Annotated in this window: 10 protein-coding genes and 2 pseudogenes; 7 read left to right on the top strand and 5 right to left on the bottom strand. The window is 32.4% G+C overall.

All coding sequences use genetic code 11. The features are described from left to right. Positions 1 to 117: 117 nt before the first annotated feature. From ETSB_RS03065 to ETSB_RS09160, 4 genes and pseudogenes are all read left to right on the top strand, one after another. The gene (locus ETSB_RS03065; RefSeq protein WP_044106206.1) at positions 118 to 3,135 is read left to right on the top strand and encodes a UPF0182 family protein; all 3,018 of its coding nucleotides are present in this window, start codon (positions 118 to 120) and stop codon (positions 3,133 to 3,135) included. Then, positions 3,132 to 3,896, top strand: a complete 765-nt coding sequence (locus tag ETSB_RS03070) for an SDR family NAD(P)-dependent oxidoreductase (RefSeq protein WP_044106207.1) — start codon at positions 3,132 to 3,134, stop codon at positions 3,894 to 3,896. Before ETSB_RS03065 ends, ETSB_RS03070 begins: the two co-directional genes overlap by 4 nt. A gap of 996 nt (positions 3,897 to 4,892) precedes the next feature. Beyond that, on the top strand, positions 4,893 to 5,273 hold the full coding sequence (locus ETSB_RS03075; RefSeq protein WP_044106210.1) for a hypothetical protein: 381 nt from the start codon (positions 4,893 to 4,895) through the stop codon (positions 5,271 to 5,273). Between the two features lie 402 nt (positions 5,274 to 5,675). Then, positions 5,676 to 5,892: pseudogene (locus tag ETSB_RS09160) on the top strand (photosystem I iron-sulfur center protein PsaC). A 451-nt stretch (positions 5,893 to 6,343) separates the two neighbouring features. Here ETSB_RS09160 and ETSB_RS10615 read toward each other — a convergent pair. Then, positions 6,344 to 6,586, bottom strand: a pseudogene (locus ETSB_RS10615) (SDR family NAD(P)-dependent oxidoreductase); the annotation flags it as partial. A gap of 320 nt (positions 6,587 to 6,906) precedes the next feature. Between ETSB_RS10615 and ETSB_RS03080 the strand changes: the two are divergent. The 3 genes from ETSB_RS03080 (at position 6,907) to ETSB_RS08815 (ending at position 9,637) form a co-directional block, all read left to right on the top strand. Beyond that, positions 6,907 to 7,617, top strand: a complete 711-nt coding sequence (locus ETSB_RS03080; protein WP_044106212.1) for a DUF1997 domain-containing protein — start codon at positions 6,907 to 6,909, stop codon at positions 7,615 to 7,617. Between the two features lie 1,334 nt (positions 7,618 to 8,951). Next, positions 8,952 to 9,146: a hypothetical protein gene (locus tag ETSB_RS03085; RefSeq protein WP_044106213.1), complete on the top strand. Its 195-nt coding sequence runs from the start codon at positions 8,952 to 8,954 to the stop codon at positions 9,144 to 9,146. A 299-nt stretch (positions 9,147 to 9,445) separates the two neighbouring features. Then, positions 9,446 to 9,637: a P-loop domain-containing protein gene (locus tag ETSB_RS08815; RefSeq protein ID WP_052470615.1), complete on the top strand. Its 192-nt coding sequence runs from the start codon at positions 9,446 to 9,448 to the stop codon at positions 9,635 to 9,637. 716 nt (positions 9,638 to 10,353) lie between these two features. On the opposite strand, the gene ETSB_RS03095 is transcribed toward ETSB_RS08815, so the two are convergent. From ETSB_RS03095 to ETSB_RS03105, 4 genes are all read right to left on the bottom strand, one after another. Beyond that, positions 10,354 to 11,145: an MlaE family lipid ABC transporter permease subunit gene (locus tag ETSB_RS03095; protein ID WP_044106214.1), complete on the bottom strand. Its 792-nt coding sequence runs from the start codon at positions 11,143 to 11,145 to the stop codon at positions 10,354 to 10,356. Between the two features lie 2,254 nt (positions 11,146 to 13,399). Then, the gene (locus tag ETSB_RS09865) at positions 13,400 to 13,561 is read right to left on the bottom strand and encodes a DUF5989 family protein (RefSeq protein ID WP_171816388.1); all 162 of its coding nucleotides are present in this window, start codon (positions 13,559 to 13,561) and stop codon (positions 13,400 to 13,402) included. Then, on the bottom strand, positions 13,561 to 13,965 hold the full coding sequence (locus tag ETSB_RS03100) for an SxtJ family membrane protein (RefSeq protein ID WP_044106215.1): 405 nt from the start codon (positions 13,963 to 13,965) through the stop codon (positions 13,561 to 13,563). The genes ETSB_RS09865 and ETSB_RS03100 overlap by 1 nt, the downstream gene beginning before the upstream one ends. Before the next feature lie 45 nt (positions 13,966 to 14,010). Beyond that, a complete protein-coding gene (locus tag ETSB_RS03105; protein ID WP_044106216.1) occupies positions 14,011 to 15,861 on the bottom strand; it encodes a carbamoyltransferase family protein in 1,851 nt (616 codons plus the stop codon). Positions 15,862 to 16,520: the final 659 nt, after the last annotated feature.

Raw genomic sequence — 16,520 nt, forward strand, 5'->3', positions numbered from 1 at the left:
CCAACTCGGGGAGTTAAAATGATTAAGTTGAAAGTCTTAGACAATTCACCTCAAAGAAAGACCTAACTTAATAGAGTCTAAGGTAAAACTCTTGATTTCATATTACTTGCGTCCTGAATGTTAAAACTTTCCACCCATAGTATTTTAAAAGTCCTCGTCGGCAGTTTATTTGGACTGTGGATAATCTTTGAATTACTCTCCCATCTGGTGGTGGAATCTCTTTGGTTTCATGAGTTAGGCTATCTGAATTCCTTTTTAAAGCGGTTACTGTGGCAATTTGGGCTATTTGGTATAACAACAGGATTTTCTCTTGTTTTTTTACTAAAGAACTTACACCAAGCACAGTATTATCAATGGCATTCTATCCCAGAACCCTATTCTCTCCAGAAAGGACGACACATGAGGAATAGGAGCAATCACATCCAAAAAAACTATCAAACCTCATTTCCGGAATCCCGTTCCTTTGGTCTATCTTGGTTATTAACCCTAGTGATGTTCTTGGGAACACTTATAGGATTAATGTTACTATACTACAGTCAAGTTGCTTATGATATTTGGACTCCTGATCTAACTCTTCCAAATATAACTCCCCCGCTTCCTTCTCCTTTTTATTTCAATTCTATACCAAAACTTTTTTCTCAAATTTACCAGCAGCTTTGGAAAGTTGGAGTTGTTGGGGGATTAATTCTTTTGACTTTATTGAGAAGAAAATACTATCTAAAAGCCATGGCTATCATTTTTAGTATTATTTTTGGCTTAGTAATATCAGGGAATTGGACAAAAATTCTTCAGTATTTTAACTCAAACCTTTTTTTGACAATAGATCCTCAATTTGGTAGAGACATCAGTTTCTATGTTTTTGAGTTACCGTTTTGGAAATTGCTTAATTTTTGGTTAGGTGGACTATTTATCTACGGCTTTGTCGCCGTTAGCCTTACTTATCTCCTATCGGCTAACAGTCTTTCTCAAGGAGAATTTCCAGGGTTTTCGCGCCACCAACTACGTCATCTGTATCTATTAGGCGGTTTAACTATCTCGATTGTAGGATTGCGCCATTGGTTGAACCGTTATGATCTTTTATATTCTCCCCGTGGAGTAGTTTATGGGGCAAGTTACGCCGATATCCATGTGTCATTACCGGTGGATACCACCCTATGCGTCTTAGTCACAGTGATCGCTGTGTGGTTACTTGTTAAAGCTATAACAGGATTCGGTCCCCCCCCCCCTGTACAACCTCTTAAAAGTAAGAATAGACCTTATTTTCCTTTTTCTACCCTTCCTTTTATTTTATATTTAATAATTCTCTTTTTTGGTTCATTCGCGACTGAAGTAGTTCAAAGTTTTGTGGTTGAACCGAATGAATTAGTACGAGAACGCCCTTATATTGAACGGAGTATTGCCCTAACCCGTGCCGCGTTTAATTTAGATAAAATTCAAATCGAAACCCTTGATGCTACTGGAACCCTGACAGATGAAGATCTGCAAGATAATCGCCTAACTATCAAAAATATTCGTCTGTGGGATGCTCGTCCTTTACTGCAAACAAACCGTCAACTGCAACAGATTCGTCTTTATTATAAATTTCCTGACGCAGACATTGATCGTTACAGAATTCCTATAGAAAATGAATGCTTATCCTCCAATATAGCTAAACAACAAGTATTAATTGCAGCTAGGGAGCTTGATTATAATGAAGTTCCTGAACAAGCTAAAACCTGGGTTAACAAACATTTAATTTACACTCACGGCTATGGATTTACTATGTCTCTAGTCAATCGAGTCGATCAAGGGGGATTACCATCCTATGTTGTCCAAAATATTGGGACAACCAGCAATGCAGGGGAATTACAAACCTCAAGTGCTAATATTTGTGACAGTATTCCTATTGATAACCCTCGTATCTACTTTGGGGAATTGACCGATACTTATATCATGACTAATACGGAGTTACAAGAATTAGACTACCCCAGCGGTCAGGATAATGCTTACAATATCTATGATGGTCAAGGAGGTATCTCTATTGGTTCGGCGGTACGAAGACTACTATTTGCCGAGTATCTCAAAGACTGGCAAATGCTGTTTACCAAAAATTTTACGTCTCAGACTCGTTTATTGTTTCATCGTGATATTAACCGTCGTATTCGTAAAATTGCCCCTTTTCTACACTTTGATCACGATTCTTATTTAGTCAGTGCGAAGGTAGATGACTCTAACTCTAATAGGTTAGTCAGTTCCAGTACACTCTATTGGATTGTAGATGCTTATACCACCAGCGGTGGCTATCCTTACTCTGATCCAGGAAAACACAGCTTTAACTATATTCGCAACTCCGTCAAAATCGTAATTGATGCCTATAATGGAGACGTACAATTCTATGTTGTTGACCCGAGTGATCCTATCATTGAAACCTGGCAACAAGTTTTTCCAGACTTATTTAAGCCTCTAGAAGAAATGCCTATCACCCTAAAGGCACATATCCGCTATCCCAAAGACTTGTTTAATACCCAATCAGAAAGACTGTTAACCTATCACATGACTGATGCTCAGGTATTTTACAATCGTGAAGATCAATGGCGTATTCCCCAGGAAATCTACGGGAGAGAACGACAGCCCATTGAACCTTATTATCTTTTAATGCGTGTGACTGGAAAGTCTCAAGAATTTATTTTAATCAACTTTTTTACGCCTACAAGTCGTAACAACTTAATTTCAGGTTTATTTGCTCAGTCTGATGGAAAAAATTATGGCAAATTAAATTTGATTCAATTACCCAAGCAACGAGTCATTTATGGACCCGAACAAATTGAAGCTTTGATTAATCAAGACCCAGTAATTTCTCAACAGATTTCCCTTTGGAATCGTCAGGGATCTCGTGTTATTCAAGGTAATCTTTTAGTCATTCCTTTTTTTGCTGAACAATCTCTTCTTTATGTAGAGCCCTTATATTTAGAAGCAGAGCAAAATAGTCTTCCGACGTTGGTAAGAGTCATCGTGATTTATGAAAATAAAATTGTTATGGCCCAGAATTTAGATAAGGCACTTAAATCAATTTTTGAACCTTTAAAATCTACTTCTGAGACAATTATTCGATCTCTTACAAAAGGAGAAGGACAAACATTACCAGAATTAAAATGAACAACTATCAGACTAAGACTAACGCTCTAATTTTTGGAGCATCAAGAGGAATTGGTTTAGGGTTTGTTAAAGCTCTTCTTGAAAAACAAGACGTTAATATTTATGCAACTTATCGTCGTACAAATTTATCCACCGAATTACTTTCTTTGGAAACTACACATCACCAGACACTTCATTGCTTAGCAGTAGATGTAACAAAAGAAGACCAAATTACTAACCTTTCGGATTATATACAGCAGCAAACGGAATCTAAACTTCATCTAGTAATTAACTGTGTGGGAATTCTACATCAAGGAACCTTACAACCTGAGAAAAGTCTCAAACATATTAATTTAGAGAACTTGGTTTATTATTTTCAAGTCAATAGCATTGCCTCGGTTTTAATTGCTAAACATTTTATGCCATTATTTTGTCATTCTAATAAAAGTATCTTGGCTTTTATTAGTGCAAAAATCGGGAGTATTCATGATAACCATTTAGGAGGTTGGTATGGCTATCGTGCTTCTAAAGCTGCTCTAAACATGTTTATGAGAACGATTGCCATAGAGTATAGTCGCAAATGCTCCCAAACAATTGTAGTTAGTTTACATCCTGGAACGACTGATACAGATTTATCAAAACCTTTTCAAAAAAACATTCCCCCCCATCAGTTATTCTCAATAGAGAAAACAGTCAATCAACTACTAGAAGTGATTTATAGTTTAACTGCAAACGACAGTGGATATTTTATTTCCTGGGAGGGCAATCGTGTGCTCTGGTAGCTTTATTGAAGTTAAGTCTTAACTCAACTTTAATAAGAAGAACTATTTTACCCTCGATTGATTTCTGATTGACGTAATTAACATTGTTCTTAATTAAACTTAGTTTGTTCTTAGAAGATGACAGCATTCTCTTTGATAAGAGTAAATATATACTATCAAGTTTTAACTAAAACTAACAGACTTTCCATAATAATTAATCCCGTCGCTCAAAATTGCCACCTTATCACAGTAAAAAAAGTAATGCCTAATACATACACTATTGCTGCTATCCCTAAAGTGCGGGACTTCAGACTTAAGTCCTCACCCTATTAATGAGTATCCGATGGCATATAATCTTAACTAAAGATGAGATAGATACATTAATACCTAATTTAAACAAATTACCACAGTCATTAAGAATAACTCACACTAAACATCAAAGATAGCCCGAGCACAGAGTATCTATTGGATGAGTTTTACCTTCTCCTAAAAATAGATTGAGCTAATCATTCTAGTTGTTCCTATTTCAATGAAAATAGACCCAAAAATTGTTTGGTTTATCCACCTGACAGAAGAAAATTGAGAAGTCATAAAAATAGCTACTGATAATAGACATAAAACAACAAAAACTTTATTTGAATTGTCTAAATAGTGTTTTAAAACCTGCAAAACGAGTTTATTTAGATTTAAAAAGTCCATTTAAGGTGTCAAAGTATGTAAATCACAATTTTTAATCGTTTAACTAACTAAATTATCAGTTAACTTAACATATAAGTTATTTTCTGGTAAAACCAGAAAGTCTATTTTTATTGAAAATTAATCCCTTTCAATTATTAAGTCTTCTCGACTTATTTCGACGTTTTTTCGTCAACTTTCTGTTTACAGTTATGATAGTGGCAGGTGATTTATTACACTAATCAACCAACAAATCCTACCCGCAAGGAATTGTCTTAGATGTTAGTTTTAAATATTTTAGAGTTGCGCTTATCTTAACGATGAATAACTGAGGAGACTCCCGTGAATAATAAGTTCCAAAAATTTGTCTGGCTCAATAACTTCGGACTTAACTACTTGTTGATATTCTTATTGCTAGGACTGTTTTTGAGTTGGATAGGGTTAGGCTGGGTCCTTAATAGCTTTCTTATCCTTGTCGCTTTAATTTTTATTGCTCCAATGATCGTTTTATGGAGAATACGCTGGTGGCTTCAACGGGATTTAGTTGAAAATAAGTGTCCAGTCTGTAGTTATAGGTTTACGGGATTTAATAAAACTGAAGGCCGATGTCCTAATTGTGGTGAACCTCTCAAGATAGAAGAAGGGCATTTTTATCGCGTTATCCCACCAGATACAATTGATATTGATGCTGTAGAAGTCTCTGTCAATCAATTGGAAGACTGATTAAATAAATCATATCAATTGTTGATGATAATAGTTGTTAAGACCTAATTTTTAGTGAGTGATCGCAAAGTAACTGTTATATTATTTAAAGTTACGTCGGCTTTTAGCAAAGAAAAGTTGCTCTGCGCGATAAACTAGCTTATAGTCTAATTCAGACTTTTTAAAAACCCTAAAACAATATTACTCCTTAATGTACAAGAAATTTGTCTCGTAGATAGTTTTCTAGATTGCCAGTAAGGATACCTTTTAGATATGCTAAACGTATGGACGCCAAGACCCCTACAATGAAAAGTCTTGTAGGGGTCTTGGCCGATGAATGAGGAAGCTGCTTCACATACGGACTATCAGTCTTGAGTGAGATGTGTCATGAAAGAAATCACTCGGCTAAAAAGACGACAATCAATGTCTCATAACGTCGTAAAAATTTACACCATTTGTATCGGCTGCACTCAATGTGTTAGGGCTTCTCCCCTTAATGTTTTGAAGATAGATAGTCTTTTGGGATAGCTGCGGGGTTGGTCAGATTGCTTGATCTTCTTATATAGAAAACTGTATTGATTGTAAGCGACATCAAACAACCTGCCCGACTAATTTCTTTAGTGTATGTGTTTATTTATAGACATACACTGCTCTTGGTATGGGTTTTGCCTACTTAGGATGTCTTAATTTAAGTGTGCAGCATACTAATTTTTTTATAAAATCTGAGCAACTTTCCCACATAAAGGGAGCAGTTTGCTCCCTTTATTGTATTTTTAAAAAAATTAATTGTAGTGGGGTAAACGATGATGAACCTACAGGTTAAAAAATAAGTTGAAGCAGAGACAGTCCCTGATTTTTATGTAACGATTTCGATAATTTTATTACGTTACTCTAATTGCAATAAAGGTTATACGCAAATTATCGTTACTTTTCGTCGTGGAACACTCCCTTCAAACAAAGTATATGATAATGACATCAAAATGGAATAAGAGTGGTTCTCACTCTTATTCCATTTTGATAAACAATTGTATTAAGTTAATCTACTGTCTTGCAGATAGATTGCCGCCTGTTTTTTCTAAAGTTAAGATTAACTAAAAACAGTTCAACAAGTGAAAAAACTTGAACACAGACAGGGAATAAACAAAAACAAACTGTTTAATTTCATAATCTTTAGCTAAATTAACTAAGTTTTTGATTCTTTGATAATCTATCTGATACGGTCCCGTCGTATCAAAACTGGAGCTAACTCCAGTAATATTAAGTAGTATGTTGCAATCAGTAACAGCCTCGATTAGACTTTCTGATTTGAGAACATCACTAACGACCAACTCAACTTCAGAGGGAGAAGTTGAGTTGGTCGTTTATAAAATTTTTACTAAGATTTTAACTAAAATTTAATGACTGGTCAGTTATTGAATAATATATCCCCTTATCTATACTGCTACTAATGTTTTCATCTGTCTCTACTTAAGTCGTTTGTCTGACTGGACTGATTTAATTCATATTTATCAGTCTAAATACTTAAAACCTGATAAGGTTGCCTAGTATTTTTCTTTAAGATAAAATACAAAGATAATTGGTTATTCCTTTTTTCTAAAAAAAGAGAGCCTTTCAACAGATTAAATTAACTTTAAATGTTCTATAAAGGTTTGCTATGGAATGCCAATGGACTGAGAATAACTCAACTGATGTATCTCAACTATCAGACCCCCTTGCGAAAAATCCGATTTTTTTCCAGACGCAGTTTGTTGGCTATATGGAAATGTACAGTAATCAGCAGACAGTAACTAACTATCTCAATGCTCATCAAGAATGGTTTTGTCGTTGTGCTAAACCGATGAAAACTGAAGCTATGGGAAAAAATGGTTATATCTTATCGGTAGGACGATTTGTTTTTTTGGGATATAAAGTGGAGCCCAAAATAGCTGTGGTTTTATTGTCATCGCAAGATGGAGTTTACCTAATGAATACTATTCCTCTTCCTGAAAAATCTGATTTAGGTTATGAGATAGATTATAAGGCCTCTATGCAATTAGAGGAAGTTTCTGCCAAACTAGCAGGAGAGGGAATAGGAAAAGCTTATAAAAAGCAAGGCTTATCTCAGTTACCAGACGTGATTACTAAAATTCGATGGCAATTACAGATAAATGTTGCTATCCAATTTCCTAAATTTATTCACAAGTTATCTTCAATAGTAATTCAAAAAACTGGCAATCACTTTATAAGTCAGATTATTCACCAAATTTCTCCTAATCTAACTTATAAAGTTCAAAAAGACTTTCATACTTGTCTTCATCTTCCCGTACCTCCGAAAAGTAGCCGCTACTTAAAGAAAGTTATAGTTTCTAGAGAAGACGCTATCTAAAATAAGGATTTAAAGACTCAAAGGAAATCTGGTACAAGCCTAGCCCTATTTTTGTCTAACTAATTAGTGCGATAGTGAGACTAATTAGTCGAGCTCGAATGAGCGTAAAACAGAACAGAAAAGTGACAATTTCTAGATACCAGGCTGCCTAAAAATTTAGCTTTTAGGTATTTCTTTCTAAGAAAGAGGAGGACTGTAAAATTATTTGAGGTGTGAAAGAAAAAGAAGAAAGTAATTATATGATTTGAATAACAAGAAAAACAATTAAACATAATAGTAATGTGCAAACTGAATAGAAATTTTAGTGATATTTAATCAAAACCTAGACTGAAAAGTAAAAATTTTGCGGAAATTATGAATAAAAAGATATATGAAGCTGACAAATGCTGTTAAGACAAAAGAATAGAGATGGTAATTATTCTTGATGATGACTTACTGCATGTAAGTAGTTTAGTTCAGGTTAAACTGAAATAATCAGAAGAATAATAGTTATATATATTTTTATACAAATTTATAGTTAAGAACTCAATCCAATGGAAAGGGAATAACATCAAATAAAACCTTATTAAATTAGAAATTATAAAATGATCACAAGTATTTTTGAATATAAATATATCCTAGCTAAAATAGTTAAATAAAGTTTTTATAAAAATAGTTTTATTAAAAATAACATTTTAAGTAATTTATTCTTTAAACATAGTTAACTAACTTAGTTATTAACAATTGCCAAAACTTGATTTTTTTCCTTATAAACATAGTTAAGTATATAGTCTATTTTAGACTATATACTTAACTATGTTTATTTATATTTATCTTACTTACTCGAGTTTTAAGAATTGTAAATAAATTAGCCCAATACTATGTTTTTGAACAATTTTTTTAATATCTGAGTTAATCTAATTTTTCAGAATAGTTACGGTTAAAAACGAGGATTTAGGAGTCTAATATCTGCTATTTCTCTACAAAATCCTTTAAATTATCTCAACACTTCTTGATTTATCAATCAAACTACCTTTAATCTATATATTCTGGCAATAGAATATTTTATTGATTTTTTTATCATAATCTTGATCTAATTATAAATTATGACTATCTCCATCGAGATAATCACTAACCTTGATTTTGTCCAAAATTATAATAATTTTATTCTACCTATATTATCTTAAATAGATAGTATTAAATAGATGAGGTGATAAACTTTATAAAAATATAAAAAGAGATTATAAATGACCAGAATTTATCCTAATGATTGATTATGTTAAGACTATTTTTTGGCTTTACTAAGTCAAGTTTTTATAAAAGTTTACCCACTAACCACTTGATTGTCTCTAAGGTTGTCTAATTCTCTTAGTCGACAAATTATACTTATAGATTATTTAAAGTATCGATTTGCTCAAATTACTGAAAAATTAGCCATCTATCGAGGAACAGTCAAGAGTAGTTCAATCAATACTGTGGTAGTCAAACAGGAAATTTTACCTCGTACCGTAATTTTTATTAACAATGGTCAGGTGAAAGTCTATTTTTAGGTAGGACTTTCAGCCCGAGAAAGAATAACTTCAAGTCGTTACGCTCTCCAAATCTTATGTCAATATATCCCAGATATGGTTGAGCACGCCTTTAAATATGGGGTTATTTATCCTTTAAATCTGTAAAATAGCCTTAAAATTACCTAAACAAGACAGAAAATACCAACTAGTTACGTTAACAATTCATAAACAAAAGATTAATAACTTTTGTGGATAATTGAGCTGTTTTACTAGGAATTAGGAGAATTAATCTCCGTTTCCTATAATAAGGATGTAATTCCTTTTCAATCATCAAAATTATGGCATTATTTATGGGTGATAGTTATCATCATGGTAGATCAACTCTACTCAGAACAGTAGAATCAAAAGTTTATAACCATATTCCAGGGGATAGACTATTATTTATAGTCACAAATCCAGAAGTAGTTAAAATTAGTCCTAAAAATAGAAGAAGTATTGTGGGAGTTAATATTTCTCCTTTTATTAATTGATTATCCTAAAACAGTTCCACCGAAAATTTTTTAACAACTACTGCTAGTGAAAGTAGCTCCCAAGTTGCCAATATTATTGAAGCCTTTGAAGCGGGGCTAGAGTATTATTAGTGAATGAATATACAGCCACAACCAATTTTATAATCTGTGACCTGTCGAATGCAACAATTAATTGCTAAAGATAAAGAACTAAATTACCCTTTATTTATAAAGTTCGACAATTATATATAGATTATTGGGTATCTATAATCTTAGTAATGAGAGGTATTAAAAATCATTTTTATGTAGCTTATAAGGTAATTATTATGGAATTTTTTAGTAATTTAAATATTACTAACTGAGCTATAACAATAGCTTAATAATTCATAAATATTCGTCCGACAGAGGGACATATAAGTTTTATCAGATCATTCCCAAAATTCTTTTATCATAAAGTGTTGATCCTAGTAGAGAAAACCAAGCATTTACAGTTAAAGTTCGAGATGTAGATCAGAAAGCTTTTAGGATAGAAAATATTGATTTAAAGACAGTAAAACCTTGCCGTTAATTTCAGATAAAATAATAGCTTGTGCGTAACGGGATAGTGGAAGTTAAAGTTATTAATTTTAAAAAGCTATTAAATATTAAAATGTACTTTTATCTTTCCTTCTAATCCTCTGATTTTAAAGCAGGATAAATTCAATTCCTATTGTTAAATGCATTGAATTAAAGTCTTACTAGAGAGAAGTTGTGCCTGTTCCTTTAAACATAAACCAAGAGAGGAAAAAATTAACAACAAATACAGCTAATAAAGCTGTTACAACTGCTGTCGTCGTGGACTGTCCTACCCCCTTAGCTCCCCCCGTAGTAGTCAAACCCCAACTACAACCAATCACCGCAATTAAACCCCCAAAAACAATTGATTTAATAATCGAAGTCAATAAATCCCAAAGCTCAAGAAAATTACGGGCAGATTTTAAAAAAACTACTGGAGAGATATCGTATAAACTATCAGCAATTAATAACCCCCCGGCCATCCCAGTCATCAAGGAAAGAAGATTTAAAACTGGCAACATCATACAACAGGCTAAGACACGAGGAACCACTAAGTAATCGATAGGGTCAGTTTTCAGCATATAAAGAGCATCAATTTGCTCCGTTACGCGCATTGTTCCGATTTCGGCTGCAAAAGCTGATCCCACCCGTCCTGCCACCACCACAGCTGTGAGAACGGGAGCTAATTCTCTTGTTAACGCTAAGGATAAAACGCCGCCAACGGTACTGGCTGCGCCAAAATGAATAAATTCCCTAGCTACTTGAATTGTAAATACCATTCCTACAAATCCTGCCGTCACTAAAGCAATTGTTAGGGACTCAGGTCCAACCACACTCATTTGTTCAAGGGTGTTGCGTCGGTGGATTCTGCTTTTCAGCAAGTGAAAAAATACTTGTCCTCCTAAGAAGATGGCTGCTAGTAACCGCTCAAACCATACAGCAAAACCGCGACGGGTACTTGTCTGGTTAGTCATTGACTTCCTATCCTGTGAATTCATGTCTCTTTCATTATCAACCAATGATTCCCAATTCCCCTAGGTTTCATTTTTCACAAACAAGAGTAAATCGTAGTAAATAGCCACTAGTTCTTGTCAAAAACCTACTATACCCTAAGATTTTGGGAAAATTTTTATGCCACAACTTAGGTAATCTAACCGGTATAATTGACGGACTAAGTATCTTTCCTTTGTTGAATAGTATCAACTGCAATTGAGCGCACCAAACTATAAATACAGTTGGAAAGATCGATAATATCTTCAAAGGAGATTTTTGCCTGTTCAGAGGTATTTACTAAATTTATGACCTGTTGAATTTCTTCTTAATATTGCTATCATAATTAAATTTATTTGACTTTGGATTTGCAATATAATTTGTTCAATATTTTTTATAAATTTGGTTTAATACTCAAATAACTGACAGTATAGTCATAGAATATTAGAATTATCTTCATAGGTTTTAGCTTCAGCTATAGGCCGAATAATCGTAGTTACTTCTTGATAAGTTCTCTGTTTATAAGTAAAATTATCGTCATTTGGTAGTCTACAATAACTCCTTTGTTATACTATTGCCTCTCTTGTCACAACTTGGTTATGATAATTATTTTTAATATCTGTGGTGTCTTTTATCCTATCACAAATTTTTTTAGGTAACTCATCGAGCTGAATATAAAATCGTAATATAACCTAATCAAATTAAAACTTCTTTAGAACTATCCTCTTCATTGTTTAATACTCACTCACCTGGACATAAGGAGAAATATGATTCAATAACATTTGTTAGAAGTGTAATTTTTTTGACATTAAGTTATTTCATATCTCCAAATACTTTTATCAATAGCTAATCCTAAAATATATTTTTTAAAATGACAATGAAAATAATTTCAGGAAAGTTCGTTTTCAGCATAATGCAATCACCTAAAATTTTTCCTAAATCAACAACCTAAATTATCTGATTCCATAAATTAATAACTTTTAGTAATACCATAAAAACAGTATAAATAAACGTAGTATAATTAGAAATATATTGGGTGACTTCTTTAGCGAAAGTGAGTATATTTTTTCTAAAAATTGTAAAAACCAAATTTAAGAGGAGATTTTTTATATTTAACTCTTCCTAATTAATAATTGTCAAATATCTTGATCTTTCGTAATCTTTGTTGTGAGTTTATTTTCTGAAAAATTGGCATTTAATAAATAAGGTTAAATATTTATTTGCTGGAATAGATAAAGTGATTGCTATCTAATATTTTAGGCTAAATTAAAAGAACTTTGTTATTACTAAGTCCTTAAACAATGAGGAAAATAACATTAGTATCAACTTCCATAGGTAAGTCTCTTTATATTTGATGCTAATTATCAATTAACTCTTCAGCCTTTATTCTGTCTAACTTAAGAAAAATTAATAAATTACAAAAAAAGTAAGCTAAACTCATCTTATATTTCCTGAATATGAATTTATTAATTACACACAATTACTTTAGTATTTATTGTTAAAGTTAAATATACTAATGAGTTGTTTGTAATAAAATAAATAGATTTATACTTACTTAATTTTAGCCTTAATTATTCTAGAAAAATAAAATATAAAATTGAATGATATTTTCTTAATTTTTTTTCATCTCTAAACTTTTAATTAATTGGTACTCTATCATTTTTATTTATACTTATTAAGTGTTGCCCATTCGTAACACAAAATATAATTTATGGTCATGATATAAATAATTAAATATTTTGGATAAACAATTACAGATTTAATATTTGGATTAAGCGGTCAAATACCAAATTAAATATAAATAAAAAACTCAATTAAAGTAGAGCAAGATGACTGAAATAAAGCTTCAGTCGAAGTTATTCAATTTGCTAGCCACTTAAGTTTTTATCAAGAACTGTTGTAACCAACTAAAACAAACTAAATAGGTTAATCTGTCAATATAAAGAGATGACCAATATGGCTAAATTTTTATTAATACCGTCACCACCGAACTTATCATTTAAAAATGATACTGTAAGTGTAAAAATAAAATAGGGAAGAGATTTTAACTTCCTAGGTTTTCGAGTAAGCCTAATCGTTATTATACTTACCTCTTTTATTTATTTCAGAAAACATTTTAGCGGGAAATAACACTTTATCAGTAATATCTACATTAATTTACAAATTTTTTTTAAAAAAAAATTATTAGTTATTGATACTCATTTAATTTTCTTGAGCTTAAGTTTTGCTCTAATTCCTTTAAAATAAAGTATAAATAAAAGGGGCAATAACTGATCCTTGTGTCAATACAATTAAAGTGCCTAATAACACTAATGTAATAACTAACGGAGCTAACCAATACTTTTTACGCTCATTAAAAAATACCCATAGATCTTTGATTAAATCAATAAATCCTTCCATTAATATGGTTTCTCCATGCTAATTTTTTCTTTAATAAAACTTGAAATACGATAAGTTTCTAGACTAGGATTAATTTTTTTCATTTGATCTCGATTAAATAACCGCATAATAAATGCCATGGGAGTGACAACAAAAAAGAAGATTAGACCCAAGATAATTCTTGTATTAATCCAAGCAAGTACCTGCGCGACTTTCATCCAATTGTTATAAATTGGACCGAGAGACTGGGGAATAAAAGTTGCTAACCCATACATTACTCCGGTAATAAACCAGGGAGTTAATGGCAACTTATGCCCTCTAATTAAAGGCATAAATAACCCAAACAATCCAGAAATAATTGTTCCGGTTAATAGCCCAAAATTTCGTAATTCTTTTCTATTTAACTTAGGAATTTCATGATACATATCTTTAATATTTAATTCAATAAATAATAAAAAATATTTTTTCTATTAATCTAGTTCAAATTTATCTTGCCACTCATTATTTTTCTGCCATTGTAGTTGTTCTGATTTAGCTAGTAAATAATTTTCAATCACTAAATAGTCCATCTCAGTACGCATAAAACAACGATAAGCATCTTCAGGGGTACAAACAATTGGTTCTCCTCTAACGTTGAAGGAAGTATTAACCAATACTCCACATCCTGTTAATGTTTCAAACTCTTTAATTAATTGATAGTAACGAGGATTAGTTTCAGAATGAACAGTTTGTATTCTTGCCGAATAATCAACGTGGGTAATAGCAGGAATTTGTGAGTGAGGAATTTTTATTTTTTTTATGCCAAAAATTTTTTTTTGTTCATCCATCATTGATATATGTAAATCTTCTTTTACAGAAGCAACTAATAACATATAAGGACTTGGTTGATCTAATTCAAAGTAATCAGAAACTCGTTCAGCCAAGACCGAAGGTGCAAAGGGACGAAATGACTCTCGATATTTAATTTTTAAGTTCATTATTGACTGCATTTTCTCGTTACGAGGATCACCAATAATTGAACGATTACCTAAAGCACGAGGACCAAATTCCATGCGTCCTTGAAACCATCCAACCACATTGCCTTGAGCAATAATTTTAGCTACTTTTGAAAATAATTTATCGTTATCTAGACGAATATATTGAGCGCCAATATCATAAAAATATCTACCAATTTCTTCATCATGAAATTGAGGACCTAAATAAGTTCCTTGCATTCGATCTAACTCAATTTTTGAATCACTTATATTCCGGGGATTTTCTAAATATTGATACCAAATTGCTAGAGCTGATCCAATTGCCCCTCCTGCATCCCCTGCGGCAGGTTGAATCCAAATATCTTTAAATTTACCTTCCCGCAAAATACGTCCATTAGCGACGCAATTTAAAGCAACACCCCCGGCTAAACAAAGGTTATCTACTTCTAATTCTTTGTAAACTGTATTGGTTAATTTTAAGACAATTTCTTCAGTCACTCTTTGGACTGAAGCTGCAATGTCCATTTCTCTTTGAGATAGCTTACTTTCAGGTTTACGGCGAGGGGCACCAAAAAGTTGGTCAAACTTCCTATTAGTCATTGTTAACCCCGTTGCGTAATTGAAGTATTTCATGTTCAGGCGGAATGTGCCATCTTTCTTAAGATCAATTAAATTTTCTAAAATAATATCAACATATTTGGGTTCACCGTAGGGGGCTAATCCCATTAGCTTGTATTCTCCAGAGTTAACTTTAAAACCAATATAGTAAGTAAAAGCAGAATAAAGTAGTCCTAAAGAATGAGGAAAATTGATTTCCCATTGAGGTGTTAATACATTATTTTTTCCTAGCCATAAAGATGTTGTCGCCCATTCTCCCACTGCATCTAGACACAATACCGCAGCGTCATTAAAAGGACTGGGGAAAAAAGCAGAGGCTGCATGAGATTGATGATGTTCTGTAAACAATAATGGTGGAAGTTCAGAAGATTGACAATTAGCAAGCTTAGCTAATTCTCTTTTGAGGATGGTCTTGAGATAAAGTTTTTCTTGTAACCAAGCTGACATCGCCACGACAAAAGAACGAAATCCTTGAGGTGCGTACGCTAAATAAGTTTCCAACAGACGTTCAAAAGTAACGATTGGTTTCTCATAAAAAACAATATAATCTAACTTTTTTAGAGAAACTTTTGCTTCTGCGAGTATATAGAGAATAGAATTTTTAGGAAACTTTGCATCATGTTTCTTACGAGTGAAGCGTTCTTCTTGGACTGCAGCTATAATAGTTCCTTCTTCAACCAAAGCTGCTGCACTGTCATGATAGTAGGCTGAAATCCCTAAAATTCTCATTTTCCTGTGATCTTCCCCTTTGTTACACCATCGACTATGGAAACCCTAAGTACTTTACAAGTCAAGGTATAAGATATCATAATACAGAATTTCTCGGACTCATGAGCTACACATTAACTCTATTTTCTCTTTCGGCATTTCTTGTTCGATCACACCCAAAACTATGCTAATATCTAAGATTCTATGTGTTAATGAGTAAAAATAAAGTAATACAGAATATAATTGTTGAATATCTGCAATTTTTTCAAGACATACTCAGTGACTTTATTACAAAAATATATGTGACCAATTGAATAATTATTTTCTATGTGAAGAACAATAGCTCTCACATAGAAAATAATTATTTCAATCAATTTTTTCAACTCGAACATAATTTTTTTCTCTATATTTATTCATATTTTTGTTTGGTATTTTTATAAAAAATCTTACTGCACTAAGATTCAATCTTTCATCATTATAAGCAACTTCACGTGTTTCTTACTTGATACATTCATCTAGATGAACATCAGGATGGATTTTCTCTATATCATGGGAACCCTACGTCCCCTATATCTGAGATAACTTTGTTGTTATATCTCATGTTTGGCTAACAAACAAGCTCATCTCAATATCATAACAGCTAATTTTGGGCTGGGTTACTTTAAATTTTAGTAGCGGAA

This window comes from cyanobacterium endosymbiont of Epithemia turgida isolate EtSB Lake Yunoko (genome assembly GCF_000829235.1).
GTDB lineage: Bacteria > Cyanobacteriota > Cyanobacteriia > Cyanobacteriales > Microcystaceae > Rippkaea.